This is a genomic window from Enterovibrio paralichthyis (genome assembly GCF_019209835.1).
GTDB lineage: Bacteria > Pseudomonadota > Gammaproteobacteria > Enterobacterales > Vibrionaceae > Enterovibrio > Enterovibrio paralichthyis.
On sequence record NZ_JAHUTS010000005.1, the window covers coordinates 136,238 to 150,839 of the forward strand.

Annotated in this window: 14 protein-coding genes; 6 read left to right on the forward strand and 8 right to left on the reverse strand. The window is 52.4% G+C overall.

Features of this window, described 5'->3' with window-relative positions; translation table 11 throughout:
- Positions 1-66 precede the first annotated feature (66 nt).
- Genes pcnB through panC form a run of 4 tightly spaced genes read left to right on the forward strand, consistent with a single transcriptional unit; the run spans position 67 to position 3,685 of the window.
- A complete protein-coding gene (pcnB, locus tag KU854_RS08270; RefSeq protein WP_218358144.1) occupies positions 67-1,464 on the forward strand; it encodes a polynucleotide adenylyltransferase PcnB in 1,398 nt (465 codons plus the stop codon).
- Positions 1,461-1,943 (forward strand): 2-amino-4-hydroxy-6-hydroxymethyldihydropteridine diphosphokinase, encoded by a 483-nt coding sequence (folK, locus tag KU854_RS08275; protein WP_218357969.1) that lies wholly within the window; start codon positions 1,461-1,463, stop codon positions 1,941-1,943. Before pcnB ends, folK begins: the two co-directional genes overlap by 4 nt.
- A gap of 52 nt (positions 1,944-1,995) precedes the next feature.
- On the forward strand, positions 1,996-2,790 hold the full coding sequence (gene panB / locus KU854_RS08280) for a 3-methyl-2-oxobutanoate hydroxymethyltransferase (protein WP_218357970.1): 795 nt from the start codon (positions 1,996-1,998) through the stop codon (positions 2,788-2,790).
- A gap of 13 nt (positions 2,791-2,803) precedes the next feature.
- Complete coding sequence (gene panC, locus KU854_RS08285; protein WP_218357972.1) at positions 2,804-3,685, forward strand: pantoate--beta-alanine ligase; 882 nt, start codon at positions 2,804-2,806, stop codon at positions 3,683-3,685.
- A gap of 60 nt (positions 3,686-3,745) precedes the next feature.
- On the opposite strand, the gene KU854_RS08290 is transcribed toward panC, so the two are convergent.
- The 3 genes from KU854_RS08290 to KU854_RS08300 are packed head-to-tail and all read right to left on the reverse strand — an operon-like array spanning position 3,746 to position 7,106.
- Positions 3,746-4,516 (reverse strand): ABC transporter permease, encoded by a 771-nt coding sequence (locus KU854_RS08290; protein WP_218357973.1) that lies wholly within the window; start codon positions 4,514-4,516, stop codon positions 3,746-3,748.
- Positions 4,513-5,436, reverse strand: coding sequence for an ABC transporter ATP-binding protein (locus KU854_RS08295; protein ID WP_218357974.1), 924 nt, complete (start codon positions 5,434-5,436; stop codon positions 4,513-4,515). The genes KU854_RS08290 and KU854_RS08295 overlap by 4 nt, the downstream gene beginning before the upstream one ends.
- Before the next feature lie 17 nt (positions 5,437-5,453).
- The gene (locus tag KU854_RS08300; protein ID WP_218357975.1) at positions 5,454-7,106 is read right to left on the reverse strand and encodes a SulP family inorganic anion transporter; all 1,653 of its coding nucleotides are present in this window, start codon (positions 7,104-7,106) and stop codon (positions 5,454-5,456) included.
- A 205-nt stretch (positions 7,107-7,311) separates the two neighbouring features.
- Here KU854_RS08300 and can point away from each other — a divergent pair, with 205 nt between their 5' ends.
- Positions 7,312-7,959: a carbonate dehydratase gene (gene can, locus KU854_RS08305; protein ID WP_054779428.1), complete on the forward strand. Its 648-nt coding sequence runs from the start codon at positions 7,312-7,314 to the stop codon at positions 7,957-7,959.
- A gap of 63 nt (positions 7,960-8,022) precedes the next feature.
- Here the strand turns inward: can and hpt are convergent, their stop codons facing one another.
- Positions 8,023-8,556, reverse strand: a complete 534-nt coding sequence (hpt, locus tag KU854_RS08310) for a hypoxanthine phosphoribosyltransferase (RefSeq protein WP_218357976.1) — start codon at positions 8,554-8,556, stop codon at positions 8,023-8,025.
- A gap of 242 nt (positions 8,557-8,798) precedes the next feature.
- Between hpt and KU854_RS08315 the strand changes: the two genes are divergently transcribed.
- A complete protein-coding gene (locus KU854_RS08315) occupies positions 8,799-9,404 on the forward strand; it encodes a TetR/AcrR family transcriptional regulator (RefSeq protein ID WP_218357977.1) in 606 nt (201 codons plus the stop codon).
- 59 nt (positions 9,405-9,463) lie between these two features.
- Here KU854_RS08315 and KU854_RS08320 read toward each other — a convergent pair whose 3' ends face one another.
- The 4 genes from KU854_RS08320 to KU854_RS08335 all read right to left on the reverse strand — a co-directional run bounded on the left by KU854_RS08320 (position 9,464) and on the right by KU854_RS08335 (position 14,602).
- A complete protein-coding gene (locus KU854_RS08320; RefSeq protein WP_218357978.1) occupies positions 9,464-10,492 on the reverse strand; it encodes an ABC transporter ATP-binding protein in 1,029 nt (342 codons plus the stop codon).
- The gene (locus KU854_RS08325; RefSeq protein ID WP_218357980.1) at positions 10,489-12,120 is read right to left on the reverse strand and encodes an ABC transporter permease; all 1,632 of its coding nucleotides are present in this window, start codon (positions 12,118-12,120) and stop codon (positions 10,489-10,491) included. The genes KU854_RS08320 and KU854_RS08325 overlap by 4 nt, the downstream gene beginning before the upstream one ends.
- 75 nt (positions 12,121-12,195) lie before the next feature.
- The gene (locus KU854_RS08330) at positions 12,196-13,212 is read right to left on the reverse strand and encodes a Fe(3+) ABC transporter substrate-binding protein (protein WP_218357982.1); all 1,017 of its coding nucleotides are present in this window, start codon (positions 13,210-13,212) and stop codon (positions 12,196-12,198) included.
- 160 nt (positions 13,213-13,372) lie between these two features.
- Positions 13,373-14,602: an ammonium transporter gene (locus tag KU854_RS08335; RefSeq protein WP_218357984.1), complete on the reverse strand. Its 1,230-nt coding sequence runs from the start codon at positions 14,600-14,602 to the stop codon at positions 13,373-13,375.

Here is a 14,602-nt window from a genome sequence, read left to right on the forward strand (position 1 = left end):
TGCAAAGCCGTGATATATGATATGCCGTCGTTTTTTTGGCCCGACCTGTCAGATACGAGGTGAGTTATCTTTAATCGAGTTACCAGCTTTTGCCGTAAGGTATTGAATCGCGATAATAAAACGCGCGAAATCAGTGACCTGAAGCTAGAAGTTATTCCTCGCCAAGAGCACGGTATATCAAGAAAAGATATCAGCGAAAATGCGCTGAAGGTGCTCTATCGCCTGAATAAGGCTGGCTATGATGCCTACTTGGTAGGCGGTGGTGTGCGCGATTTAATGCTGAATAAGCAGCCGAAAGATTTCGACATCGCGACCAGCGCAACGCCGGAAGAAGTGCGTAAACTCTTCCGCAACTGTCGTCTGGTTGGCCGTCGATTCCGCTTGGCGCACATCCTGTTTGGTCGCGACATCATTGAAGTTGCGACATTCCGTGGCCACCATGCTGGTGAGAAAGGGGAAAAGTTTGCCAGTCAGTCTAATGACGGCATGCTGCTGCGTGACAACGTGTACGGCACCATCGATGAAGATGCTGAACGTCGCGATTTCACGGTCAACGCCCTTTACTACAACATAGCCGACTTCTCCGTGCGTGATTACGCCGGTGGCGTGGAAGATCTGAATAACCGCGTGATCCGCCTGATTGGCGATCCGGAAACCCGTTACCGTGAAGACCCGGTACGTATGCTTCGCGCTGTGCGCTTTGCCGCCAAGCTCGACATGCAAATCAACGAAGCAACCGCAGCGCCTATTCCGGCACTGGCGCATTTGCTGCGTGATATCCCGGCTGCGCGCCTGTTTGAGGAAAGCCTCAAACTGCTGCAATCAGGCAACGGTTTTGCGACATACCACATGCTGCGCGACTACCAACTGTTTGCACCGCTGTTCCCTATCCTCGATGAACATTTCACCGAAGAAAGAAACAGTAAGTGTGAGCAGATGATTGAGCAGGTGCTGAAATCGACCGACCACCGCGTCGAGCACGATCAACGCATCAACCCGGCATTTATGTTTGCTGCGATGCTGTGGTACCCGCTGGAAACCCGCGCTGAAGAAATCGCGTTCGAAAGTGGCCTGAGCTACTACGATGCCTTTATGGTAGCGGCGAACGACATTCTGGATGAGCAAGTGAAGAGCATTGCTATCCCACGTCGCTTCACCGCCATGATCCGTGATATCTGGCAATTGCAACTGCGCATGAGCCGCCGTTCGGGTAACCGTGCGTACAAACTGCTGGAACAACCAAAATTCCGTGCTGCATTCGACTTCCTCGAAATGCGTGGCGAAATTGAAGGTGGCCAGTTGAAGGAGCTTGCGGCCTGGTGGGATGATTTCCAGAAAGCGCAGCGCGACGAGCGTCATGAAATGATGCAGGCACTGAACAAAGCCAGCACGGCGAAGAAAACCCGCCGTCGCCGTAAGAGCAAGCCACGTCGCCGCAAACCGGGTTCTAACTCAGAATCATGAACCGCGTCTACATAGCTATTGGCAGTAATCTGGGCGATCCTATCCGTAAGGCGCAAGATGCGATTGCGGCGCTTAAGTTACTGCCAAACAGCCGGTTTGTTGCCACCTCATCCCTTTACACCAGTAAACCGATGGGGCCGTCAGACCAGCCAGATTATGTAAATGCGGTAGCCAGCATTGACACCGAGCTCGAACCGTTGGATCTTCTGGATCATACACAGCGTATAGAGCTGGAGTTTGGCCGCGAGCGCAAAAAGGAGCGCTGGGGCCCAAGAACGCTGGATTTGGATATTCTCCTCTATGGGGATCTCCAGCTTGATAGTGAACGGTTAACCGTTCCACACTACGGGATGAAAGTACGGGAATTCGTGCTTTACCCTCTCGCCGAAATAGCCCCTGACTTGCAACTGCCTGACGGCACTGCTGTCGCGGAGCTGGTCGCCGCCACCGACAGGAACGGCCTGACCATCATCGCGTAAGCACCAATGCCTCGGCACCTAAAAGGAAAGTGAGCAGGGTTTGGGAGACAAAATGAAAAAAATTACGATTAATACCTTGATGGCATGGAAGCAGGAAGGACGTAAATTTGCCTCGGCAACTGCTTATGATGCCAGTTTTGCCCAATTGTTCGAATCGCAGGAAATGCCCGTGTTGCTGGTTGGTGACTCCCTTGGCATGGTACTGCAAGGAAAAAGTGACACCCTTTCTGTCACGGTTGAAGACATTGCCTATCACACGCGCAGCGTGCGTGCCGGCAGCCCACATTGCCTGTTGATGGCGGACATGCCTTTCATGTCTTACGCCACGCCGGAAGACGCCTGTAAGAATGCCGCCGTGCTGATGCAAGCCGGTGCCAACATGGTGAAGCTGGAAGGCGGTGCCTGGCTGGCAGAAACCGTCACCAAGCTGACACAACGCGCGGTACCTGTGTGTGCCCACCTCGGCTTAACCCCACAATCGATCAACATTTTTGGCGGCTTTAAAATCCAGGGCCGCGATGAGCAAAAAGCCGAACAAATGGTACAGGACGCCCTGGCACTTGAGGCCGCTGGCGCACAGGTTATTCTGCTGGAATGTGTACCCAAAGCGTTGGCAGCGCGCATTACCGACGCGGTTCGCGTGCCGGTTATCGGCATCGGTGCAGGCAATGCGACCGACGGCCAGATCCTGGTAATGCACGATATGTTTGGTATCTCTGCCAACTACATTCCGCGCTTTTCCAAAAACTACCTGAAAGAGACGGGAGACATGCGTTTGGCAGTTGCCCGTTATATCGAAGAAGTGGCAAGCGGCGAGTTCCCTGGCCCTGAGCAGACGTTTAACTAAGGAATGCTGAATAATGCAAGTGATCGCTGAGATTGCCCCACTACGTGAACAAATTCTGCAATGGCGCCGTGAAGGTCAACGCATCGCGTTTGTCCCTACCATGGGTCACCTGCACGACGGTCATCTAACGCTGGTGCGCCGCGCCCGTGAAAATGCCGATGTAGTGGTTGTAAGCATCTTCGTTAACCCGATGCAGTTTGATAAGGCCGACGATTTGGCCGCGTACCCACGTACGCTGGACGAAGATCTGTCCAAGCTTAATGGCGAAGGCGTGGAAGTGGTTTTCACCCCGAGTGCTGACGTCATGTATCCGAACGGCATGGATCAACACAGCTATGTTGATGTGCCAGGCTTGTCCGGTGTGATGGAAGGCGCTTCCCGCCCGGGTCATTTCCGTGGCGTGGCGACTGTGGTGAGCAAGCTGTTCAACATGGTACAGCCTGACGTTGCCTGTTTCGGCGAAAAAGACTTCCAACAGCTGGCCGTGATCAACAAGATGGTGGCTGACCTTTGCCTGCCGATCGAAATCATCCCGGTCGCTACGGTACGTGAAATGGACGGCCTTGCCATGAGCAGCCGCAATACACGACTGACTGTGGATGAACGCCAACGCGCGCCGGTGCTGGCTAAAACCCTGCGCTGGATCAGCAGCCAGATGCGCGGCGGACGCTCGGACTACAGTGAGCTGGTACTGGACGGCAATGACCAGTTGCGCGCAGCAGGCCTGGAGCCGGACGAAATCTTTATCCGCGATGCCCACACGCTTCAGCCTATCAACGAGCACACCACCAAAGCCGTGGTACTGGCGTCAGCCTTCCTCGGTCAGGTCAGGCTGATTGACAACCTGACTATCGACCTCGCCCCACAGGTGAGTGACGACAGCGAAGAGTCATGAGCTGCCACAAAAAAACCGCCGTACAACGGCGGTTTTTTATTACCTGCAAATCAGTGGTGTTCAGCTGCGAAGCCCGATACCGCGGCTGATGAGATACCAAGCCAAGGTATAAAGACCGGCAATAAACGCCAGCAGGACAGCAAATGAGGTAACGATATTCACGTCCGACACACCCAGAAAGCCGTACCGGAACGCATTGACCATGTAGACGATCGGGTTGAGCTTCGATACCCCCTGCCAGAACTCAGGCAGCAATGACAGCGAATAGAATACCCCGCCCAGATAGGTCAGCGGCGTCAGGATAAAGGTCGGAATAATGCTGATATCGTCAAAGCTGCGCGCATAGACCGCGTTGATCAGCCCTCCCAGGGAGAACAGAATCGACGTCAGTACCACAGTCGCAACGATCACGCCAAGGTGCGCAATGTGCAGATCGACAAAAAACAGCGACACGACCGAAACGAGGAAACCCACCGCCAAACCGCGGCACACCCCGCCACCGACATAGCCGGCAATGATGATGTAGTTGGGCACCGGCGCCACCATCAGCTCTTCAATGTTGCGCTGCAGCTTGGCACTGAAAAATGAGGATGCCACATTGGAATAGGAGTTGGTGATCACCGACATCATGATAAGTCCGGGCACGATGTAGGCCATGTAACTGAAGCCACCCATCTCGCCGATACGACTGCCAATCAAGTTGCCGAAAATGATGAAATAGAGTGTCATGGTGATCGCAGGCGGCACCAGGGTTTGCACCCAGATACGGCTGAAGCGCGTCACTTCCTTGATGATCAGGCTCTTAAACGCCACCCAGTAGAGTTTATTCATGCTTTCGCCTCCGCAGTTTCCCGCACCAGGGTGACAAATAGCTCCTCAAGGCGGTTAGCCTTGTTACGCATCGACAGCACTTTAATGCCCTGCGCTGTCAGCTGTTCAAATACCGTGTTCAGGCCAGTTGCCTGGGAGACCTCTACTTCCAGCGTATGGTCATCCACCTGCGTCCAGTTGACACCTTCAAGGCTTTTCACCTGGCTGTCAGGGGACAAATCGAGAATAAAGGTTTCCACATCCAGCTTTTTGAGCAGCGCTTTCATCGAGGTGTCTTCAATCAGCTCTCCACGGCTGATGATGCCGATATTACGGCACAGCATTTCCGCCTCTTCCAGGTAGTGGGTAGTCAGGATAATGGTGATGCCCTGGCGGTTAATCTCTTTGAGGAAAGTCCACATCGAGCGGCGCAGCTCGATATCCACACCCGCGGTCGGTTCATCGAGGATCAGCAGTTTTGGTTCGTGCATCAAGGCACGGGCAATCATCAGGCGGCGTTTCATCCCGCCGGAAAGGTTCCTTGCTTGCTCGTTACGCTTTTCCCATAAGTCCAGTTGGGTCAGATATTTCTGAGCACGGCGCTTGGCTTCCTCGCGCTCAACCCCATAGTAGCCAGCCTGGTTCACCACAATCTGTTCAACCTTTTCAAACTGGTTGAAGTTGAACTCCTGCGGCACCAGCCCCAGTTGTCTTTTGGCGTCGACAAGTTGGGTGTCTATGTCGTAACCGAAGATCTTCACCTTTCCCGAGGTTTTGTTCACCAGTGAACTCAAGATCCCGATAGTGGTGGACTTTCCGGCACCGTTGGGGCCGAGAAGGGCATAAAAGTCGCCCTCCTCCACCGATAACGATACCCCTTTCAGCGCTTTGACATCTGTGCCATAAACTTTGACCAGATTGTCTATTTCAATTGCTTTCATAAGGGTTGTTTTCTTTTTTATGGCATGACTTCAGTAAGCCGCTTCGCGGCACTCAGCGCATCATAACGGGAATCAAACGTGTGCGTATCAGCAACCCAGTCGCCAACATGTAGGCGTTTTAGCTGTTCAGTGGTCTGCTCATGCGGACTGAGCAGGAACACGGTACAGTTGGCTTCACGGGCGTCAGCAATGGCGTTTTCCAGCGCCAAGCCGACGGTCATATCGATAAGCGGCACATCGCTCAAATCCAGGATCATGACACGGTAATCGCCAATCCGGGTATGCTGCCGGGAGATGGCTTTAGATACGCTAAAGATCATTGGGCCAGAAAGATAGAAAAACAACACCTTTCCATCAGAACTATCTAATAAATCCCTTTCTTCATCCGTCAGTGGCACATCATCGTCATCGGCATCACTGATGGCTTTCACCTGCTTGGCCTGTTCACGGCTCAAACGCTCAATCACCACAATGTTGGAAATAAACACGCCAAGCCCGACCGCGACAATCAGGTCTACAAAGACGGTCAGTACCATCACACCGTACATGATAAACATTTGCTGTAGGCTGACTTTGTGGGCGCGCTGGATGAAACTCCAGTCAAGGATGTTGATACCCACATACAGCGCGATACCGGCCAGCACCGCCATCGGAATGGGTTCTGTAAGAAATCCAGCCACCAACACCACAGCCGCCAGAATCAGGGCGCGGACAATCCCCGCCAGCGGTGAGCGTGCCCCAACCTGAACATTCACCACCGTGCCCATGGTTGCACCGGCACCGGGCAATGCGCCAAACAGGCCAGAAATCATATTGGCGATCCCCTGACCGCGCAGCTCTTTGTCGGAGTTATGCTCTTCCCGGGTGAGGGAGTCGGCAATAACCGCCGTCAACAGAGTATCAATACAACCCAGCGTACCCAGCACCAGCGCATCAATCACCATGGTGGTGAATTGCTCCGGCGTAAAGGTAGGGAAAATGAAGCTGGGCAAACCTGTCGGGATTTCCCCGATACGGCGGATACTGTCGGCGTCAAAAAGCAGCAGCGAAAGCAAGGTAACGCCCACCAGTGCCACCAACTGCGCCGGTACAAACTTGCGATACTTTTTCGGGAAGTAGAATAGGATGCCGAGGGTCAAAAGCCCCAGAAACAGTTCTTTGACGCTGAGGTTCAACACGGTATCCGGCAGTGCCTTCAACGTGCCAATCACCCCGCCCGGCGGAGCTTCATGCCCCAGCAGCGGGCTGATTTGCAGCAGGATAAGTATCACACCAATACCGGACATAAAGCCGGATATCACGCTGTAAGGCATCAGAGTGACGTATTTCCCCAGCTTGAGCGTGCCCAGTAAAACTTGGAATGCGCCTGCCATCATCACAACAGTAAACGCCATGGCCGCGCCGGTTTCCGGATAACTCGCCATCATCGAGGTGAGCACCGCCGTCATGATCACCGTCATCGGGCCGGTCGGTTCTGAAATCAGAGTGGTAGAGCCGCCAAACAAGGCGGCAAACAGGCCAACTAAAATGGCACCCCAAAGACCCGCTTCTGCCCCGGCGCCGGATGCGACACCGAAAGCCAGTGCAAGCGGCAGGGAAATAATCGCCGTCGTCACCCCACCGAAAACGTCACCTTTCAGGCTCCAGTGTTTGAATCGGTCAAATGTCACATCTTTCTCCCTTTAAATACATCCAGTTATCTTCAGGTCGTTGAAAATCGTCGCCAGTATACCCCCCGCGACTGTCCCTGAAACCTCAGTTATACCAAGATGTCCGGTGGTAGGAGGAGTTAATATATTGAGTAGAAAGCGTTAAATTGTATCTAAACATGAACTTTTGTGGTGTATAGTGACGCGGGCTTTTTAGGGAGGCGCCATGGCACAAATAAAGCAACTTCTTGCCAATAACCAAAAGTGGTCCAAAACCATCAAGGAAGACAATCCGGCCTTCTTCGCCGAGCTTGCCAAATCACAGCATCCTGAGTATCTCTGGATTGGCTGTGCTGACAGCCGGGTGCCGGCAGAGCGCCTGACCGGATTGGTATCCGGCGAGCTATTCGTTCACCGCAATGTCGCCAATCAGGTTATCCATACCGACCTCAACTGCCTTTCTGTGGTGCAATATGCGGTCGACGTGCTCAAGGTTAAACACATCATTATCTGCGGTCATTACGGCTGTGGCGGTGTCCACGCTGCCATTGAAAACCCGGAGCTTGGGCTTATCAACAACTGGCTGCTGCACATCCGCGATCTTTACCGCAAGCACAAACGCTACCTGAGTTCTCTAAGCATTGAAGATCAGGGCAACCGCCTGTGTGAGATTAATGTTGCTGAGCAGGTCTACAACCTGGGTAGCACCACCATCATGCGCGCAGCCTGGGCTCGCGGACAAGATGTGAAAATACACGGCTGGTTCTATGACCTTTCTGATGGCGTGTTGAAGGATTTGAAAATGACATCCAACAGCACTGAGGAGCTGGAGGCAGGCTACGAAGCCGCAATGGCAGAACTGGTACCGGAATAACCACTCACAATTAGAAACAGCTAGATACAAAAAAGCGACCCGGAGGTCGCTTTTTTATCGGCATCAGTCTTCCAGTGGAACCACTTTACCGATGAATGGCAGATGACGGTACTTCTGCGCGTAGTCGATACCTACACCAACCACGAACTCGTCCGGGATCTTAAAGCCATACCAGTCAACGTTCACGTCAACTTCCCGACGTTCAGGTTTATCGAGCAGGGTACAGATGCGAATAGACTTAGGTTCACGGATAGACAGAATTTCGCACACTTTGCTCAGGGTGTTGCCGGTGTCGATAATATCTTCCACCAACAACACATCTTTGCCTTTGATGTCGTCATCCAGATCTTTCAGGATACGCACATCACGGCTGCTTTCCATGGCGTTGCCATAGCTTGATGCAGTCATAAAATCGACCGAATGCGGCAGGGTAATTGCGCGCGCCAAATCCGCCATAAATACGAAAGAACCACGCAGCAGGCCAACCATGACCAGATCCTGTGAGTCTTTATAGTGTTCAGAGATTTCAGCACCCAGCGCCTTAACACGCGCTTGAACGTCCTGTTCTGAAATCATCACTTCAACGGTATGTTTCATTCTATACCTCGACGGAAAACCGCCTGACAACCTGTGTAAAAGAGGTTGGCTATTCTACCATCGAGCCTGTTTCAATCCTACTCTCGATACACGTCAAAAATCCGACACTCAAACCAGGGATGGGTTTGTTCTGCAACTAGTTACTGTTATACACTTTCCAAGCGGTTGTTTAATATCGTATTACATCAATATAAAGATCACAGATTACTGCGATCAGAAATCAATAGTTGGCAGGAACCAGGATGACGACATCAAGCGGACGTACAAGGACCCGGCTTTCGCCTGAGCAGAGAAAGGAACAACTTCTCGGCTATGCTCTGGAGGTTTTCTCCAAGCGTGGAATTGGACGTGCAGGACACGCAGACATCGCCGATATGGCGCAAGTCTCAGTGGCTACAGTATTTAACTACTTCTCGACGCGGGAAGAGTTGGTTGAAGCTGTTTTAAAAGAGGCGCAGTTGGAATTCCATAAACTGATTGCCCGTCACCTTCACCTCGGAAAGAAAAACGTTCGTCACTCACTTTCCTTTATCACGTCAGCGCTGATTGACGCCGCATTAGAAGATAAAGAGTGGCTGAAAGTATGGTACGAGTGGAGTACATCAATCCGTGAAGACATCTGGCCGGAATTTGTTGAAGGCAAAAATGTCGTTCTCGATCAGTACACAGAATTATTTGAACATGGCATCAAAGAGGGAGTGTTGCCAGAGCGTCGTTCAGCGATTGAACTGGCCCGTCTTTTCGATGGAATCTGCTACATCCTTTATCTTCAAACTCACCAGCAACCGGATAAAGATGCACTTGTTCGCCAGGCCGATGGCTATATTGATATGGTCTGTGGCCATTGATCCCGAGCACAAAAAAACCGGCTTCTGAATAGCCGGTTTTTTTAGTCTTAAAATTTGCGTCACGACGCTGAAAACAGCACAGGCTCGTGAGCGCGGATATCCAGCCGCACCCTGTCCCCCAATTCCAACAACTGGTTGGAATACACCATCAGACGCTGTCCACTCACCTCTACCAAGTAGCGGCAACTGTCACCCATAAATTGCACATCACTCACTACCGCTTCTCCGTTTTCATCCGGCGCGATAGAAAGGTTTTGCGGGCGGATAAGCCATTCAAGCTCATTGCTTTGATGCGTTTGTGTCAGTGGCCACTCACCTAGCGGCGTCTGCAGTTTGTTTCCTGCAGCCACACTGACCGGCACATAGGAGCCATGGCCAAGGAAGTCCGCCACAAAGCGGCTGCTCGGTGCGTAGTAGAGTTCAGTAGCACTGCCATATTGCTCAATCACACCTTTGTTCATTACCGCCAGCTTGTCGGCAAACGCAAAGGCTTCCTCACGGCTGTGGGTAACAAAGATTGCTGTCACGCCCTGCTCTTTGAACAGCTTGCGGATTTCTTTGATCAGGCTGTGGCGCACCTGGGTATCGATGTTGGAAAAAGGTTCATCAAGCAACAGCAGATCAGGTTTGCTCGCCAGCGCACGGGCAATTGCCACGCGCTGTTGCTGACCGCCGGAAAGCTGGTGCGGATAACGTTTTTCAAGGCCATCCAGTTTCACCAAAACCAACATTTCCTGCACACGGTTTTTCACCGCCGCCTTGTCCCAGCCCTGCAGGCCAAAGGAGACATTTTCTGCCACGGTCAGGTGAGGGAAAAGCGCGTAATCCTGAAAAATCATGCCGATATTGCGCTGCTCAGGCGGCACGTTAATACCCGCACCGACAATCTGCCGGCAGTTGATGGTCATCTCACCGCTGTCGAGAGGCAACAGACCCGCGATGGATTTCAGTAAGGTGGTTTTACCGCAGCCACTCGCGCCGAGCAAACAGACGATTTCGCCTTTTTCGACGCGGAACGTGAGGTCATTCAACACGGCCTGTCCATTGTAACGGCAAATCAGATTGCTTACGGTCAGTGCACAACTCATGAGTGGCTTTGCTCCAAAGAACGGTTAATCAAAATCAGCGGTACAAGCCCGACAGCCACCAACAATACCGCCGGCAGCGCTGCATATTCAAGGTGTTCATCCGAGGCGTAGTTAAAAACGAAGGTGGCCAGGGTTTCGAAGTTAAACGGACGCAGCAACAGCGCGGCATTCAGCTCTTTCATCGATTCGATAAAGACCAGCAGCATAGCAATCAGGCAGCCTCGGCGGATTAGCGGCAACTGCACACGCTGGATCATGCTGCGTACGTTGCACCCCATAGTGCGGGCGGCCATATCCAATGATGGCGACACTTTGGCCAGGCTGGATTCCACACTGCCAATTGCCACCGCACTGAAGCGCACCACAAATGCCGTTAACATAGCGAACATTGAGCCAGAGAAGAGAAGCCCTGGTCTGCCCCACCCCATCTCTTTGGCAAGGTCATTGATCAGGTGATCAGCACTGGTCAGGAAAATCAGCACACCGATAGCCAGCACTGTTCCCGGAACCGCATAGCCAAGAGACGCCATGCGGATAGGCACGTTGCCGGCTGCCTTCCCAGACAGACGTTTGTAGAAGTTCACCAACAGCGCCACCACCAGAGCCACCAGTGCCGCAACCAGTGACACGTAAATGCTGTTCACACTGTACTGGGCAAAATCTTCAATTGAACTGCTGGCATGGTAGTCCCACGCATAAATCAGCAACTGTCCAAGCGGCGCCACAAACGCGATGATAAACAGCCCCCAGCACCAGATGGTGCCAACAACCCTGGCCTTACCTTTCAGCGGTGATTTGACGATGGTGTCTGGCGTAACGTTCTGGCTGAACAACTTCTGCTTGCGGCGGCTGTAACGTTCACTGCTGATCAGCAGGAAAATCACCACCAGCATAATGGCAGAGATTTTTGCTGCGGCATTCAGGTTAGAGTAACCCAGCCAAGTGTCATACACCGCCGTGGTCAGGGTACTCACGGCAAAGTAGCTCACGGTACCGAAATCCCCCAGCGCTTCCATCGCAACCAACGAAGCACCGACAGCAATGGCGGGTCTTGCCAGAGGCAGCGAAACGCGGAAAAAGCTTTGGGTCGGGGTGCATCCTAGCAGGCGTGCTGACTGGGTCAGGGTCAGGCTTTGCTCCATAAAGGCAGCGCGCGCCAGAAGGTAAATGTAGGGATAAAGTACCAATGCCAGCACGAAGCAGGCGCCAGGGAGGGTTCGTAAATCTGGAAACCAGTACTGTGCTGCCGACGTCCAGCCCGTAAAGTCTCGCAGCAACATCTGGATGGGACCGGCAAAGTCAAACCAGTCGGTATAGATATAACCGACAATATAGCCCGGCATCGCCAGTGGTAGCACCAATGCCCATTGCAACCAATTCCCTCCTGGAAGGGAGTAGTTTGCCAACAGCCAAGCAGATGGGATCCCCATCAGCAACGCCAGCGACACGGTGCCGAGCACCAACAGCGCCGTATTCAGCGCATAGGTACTCATCACGGTCGCCATCAAATGGGCGAAGACGTCATCGGACGCGCCAAGCGCGGTATAAAAGATCGCCAGAATCGGCAAAACCAGCAGCAGGGAAACACCCCAGCTGCTGGTTTTCAATAATCGGTTTTGTTCTAACATTGCCTACAACATCATGGCGCCAGATAACGGCGAAAGGGGGAAATCATTCCCCCTTGTCTATGCAGCTTTTGATGATCAAAGATCGAATTTCACTTCGTCCAGCAGCTTCATCGCTTTTTCATGATTCTCTGCCACTTTTTCCAGTGACAGGTCATCTGCGCGGTATTCACCCCATGAAGCAACCAGTTCAGAGCTTGCTACACCAGGTTTCACTGGATCTTCGTAGTTCAATTCCGCATACATCTTCTGCGCCGCTTCCGACGTCAAAAACTCCATCAGTTTTTGTGCATTTTCTTTGTTCGGTGCGTATTTTGCCATTGCCATACCACTCACGTTTACGTGGGTGCCGTTGGCATTTTGACCCGGATAGTTCAGATAAACGCTCTCTGCCCAAGGAACTTGCTGCTCATCTGCCAGCATTTTACCCAGGTAGTAGCTGTTACCCAGAGACACATCACACAGGCCTTCCGAAATCGCTTTTACCTGCGCACGGTCGTTACCTTGCGGCTTACGCGCCAGGTTTGCTTTCACGCCTTCCAGCCAAGCTTTCGCTTCGGCTTCACCGTGATTGGCAATAATGGCCGAAATCAAAGACACATTGTATGGGTGTTTACCCGAGCGCGTACAGATTTTTCCTTTGAATTCAGGTTTCGCCAGATCCATATAGTCAAAATCGTTGCCCAGTTTACCTACGCGGTCACGGGAAGAGTACACACCACGTGAACGTAATGTCAGTGCAAACCAGCGATCGTCATTGTCACGGAACTGAGCCGGCACATTGGCTTCAATCACTTCACTGTCCAGTGCTTGAACCAGATCTTTGTTGTCCAGCTCTTTCAGGCGCGCGATATCAACGGTCAGCAACACGTCTGCCGGGCTGTATTCACCCTCCTGCATCAGTTTCTCCGCTAACCCTTCCTTGGCAAACTTCACGTTCACCTTGATACCAGTTTCCTTGGTAAATGCATCCAGCATTGGTTCGATCAAAAATGGCTGACGATAGGAGTAAACATTCACCTCATCAGCTGCAAATGCCGATGTCGACCCCAAAACACCTAATACCAGTGCAGATGCTGAAAGCATTTTTTTCATTTTGCCTGTCCCTAAAATGTAAATTCAAATGAGAACGTTTATCAATAGCATTAGTATACACATCCAATGGAATCACGCAATACGTTGTCTGTACGATAAATAGCAAAAAGCCCTGCGTCGTTTTGACGCAGGGCTTGGAATGTTTCAGCTTTCGTTTTGGTTATTTCACGCTAACGAACTCTGGGTAAGCATCCACGCCACAGTCGTGGAAATCCATTCCTTCCAGCTCTTCATCTTCGCTAACACGGATACCCATGGTGGCTTTCAGTACCGACCAAACCGCAAGGCTTGCACCGAATACCCAGGCAAAGATAACCAGCGCACCGAACAGCTGACCTGCGAATGAAGCATCTGCGTTGCTGAATGGCACAACCATCAGGCCAAACAAGCCACAGGTACCGTGTACGGAAATTGCGCCTACAGGGTCATCGATTTTCAGCTTATCAAGACCAACGATGCTGAACACAACCAGCGCACCAGCCAGGCCACCAATGGTCAATGCAGCAACCGGAGAAGGTGACAGCGGATCTGCAGTGATTGCAACCAGACCGGCCAAGGCACCGTTCAGAACCATGGTGAGATCTGCCTTGCCCCACGCTGCTTTACACACTGCCAGCGCCACGATGGCACCCGCGGCCGCCGCTGCGTTGGTGTTCAGGAAGATTTCGCCCACAGCGGTCGCGTTTTCAAAATCAGAGATCATCAGCTGCGAGCCGCCGTTGAAACCGAACCAGCCAAACCAGAGGATAAGCGTACCCAAGGTTGCGAGTGGCAGGTTGGAACCCGGGATTGGGTAAATTTGGCCGTTCTTGCCGTACTTGCCCTTACGTGCACCCAGCATCAGAACACCCGCCAGCGCTGCAGACGCACCTGCCATGTGTACGATACCTGAGCCTGCAAAGTCGCTGAAGCCTGCTTCAGACAGGAAGCCGCCGCCCCAGGTCCAGTAACCTTCAATTGGGTAGATAAAGGCAGTCAGTACCACAGAAAATGCCAGGAATGCCCAAAGCTTCATGCGCTCAGCAACCGCACCAGAAACCACAGACATTGCTGTAGCGACGAAGACGACCTGGAAGAAAAAGTCTGATGCAAGAGAGTGATCCGCGTCTTCAGCCTGGGTACCAATAAGGAAACCAAACGACGGCAACCAGCCACCTTCTGAGTTGTCCACGTACATGATGTTGTAGCCCACCAGCAGGTAAGTGGTACAGGCAATGGCGTAGAGGCACACGTTTTTAGTCAGGATTTCAGTGGTGTTTTTCGAACGTACTAGACCCGCTTCCAACATGGCAAAGCCTGCGGCCATCCACATGACCAGCGCACCGGACATCAAAAAGAAAAAGGTATCGAGCGCGTAACGCAGCTCCATTACAGTTGTAGTCAATTCCAT

Excerpts from the sequence above, each read along its gene's own strand:
- KU854_RS08315 (WP_218357977.1), top strand. The coding sequence starts at position 8,799 with ATGACGACATCAAGCGGACGTACAAGGACCCGGCTTTCGCCTGAGCAG.
- KU854_RS08290 (WP_218357973.1), bottom strand. The coding sequence starts at position 4,516 with ATGAATAAACTCTACTGGGTGGCGTTTAAGAGCCTGATCATCAAGGAA.
- KU854_RS08295 (WP_218357974.1), bottom strand. The coding sequence starts at position 5,436 with ATGAAAGCAATTGAAATAGACAATCTGGTCAAAGTTTATGGCACAGAT.
- panC (WP_218357972.1), top strand. The coding sequence starts at position 2,804 with ATGCAAGTGATCGCTGAGATTGCCCCACTACGTGAACAAATTCTGCAA.
- folK (WP_218357969.1), top strand. The coding sequence starts at position 1,461 with ATGAACCGCGTCTACATAGCTATTGGCAGTAATCTGGGCGATCCTATC.
- can (WP_054779428.1), top strand. The coding sequence starts at position 7,312 with ATGGCACAAATAAAGCAACTTCTTGCCAATAACCAAAAGTGGTCCAAA.
- KU854_RS08325 (WP_218357980.1), bottom strand. The coding sequence starts at position 12,120 with ATGTTAGAACAAAACCGATTATTGAAAACCAGCAGCTGGGGTGTTTCC.
- KU854_RS08335 (WP_218357984.1), bottom strand. The coding sequence starts at position 14,602 with ATGGAATTGACTACAACTGTAATGGAGCTGCGTTACGCGCTCGATACC.
- hpt (WP_218357976.1), bottom strand. The coding sequence starts at position 8,556 with ATGAAACATACCGTTGAAGTGATGATTTCAGAACAGGACGTTCAAGCG.
- KU854_RS08330 (WP_218357982.1), bottom strand. The coding sequence starts at position 13,212 with ATGAAAAAAATGCTTTCAGCATCTGCACTGGTATTAGGTGTTTTGGGG.
- KU854_RS08320 (WP_218357978.1), bottom strand. The coding sequence starts at position 10,492 with ATGAGTTGTGCACTGACCGTAAGCAATCTGATTTGCCGTTACAATGGA.
- panB (WP_218357970.1), top strand. The coding sequence starts at position 1,996 with ATGAAAAAAATTACGATTAATACCTTGATGGCATGGAAGCAGGAAGGA.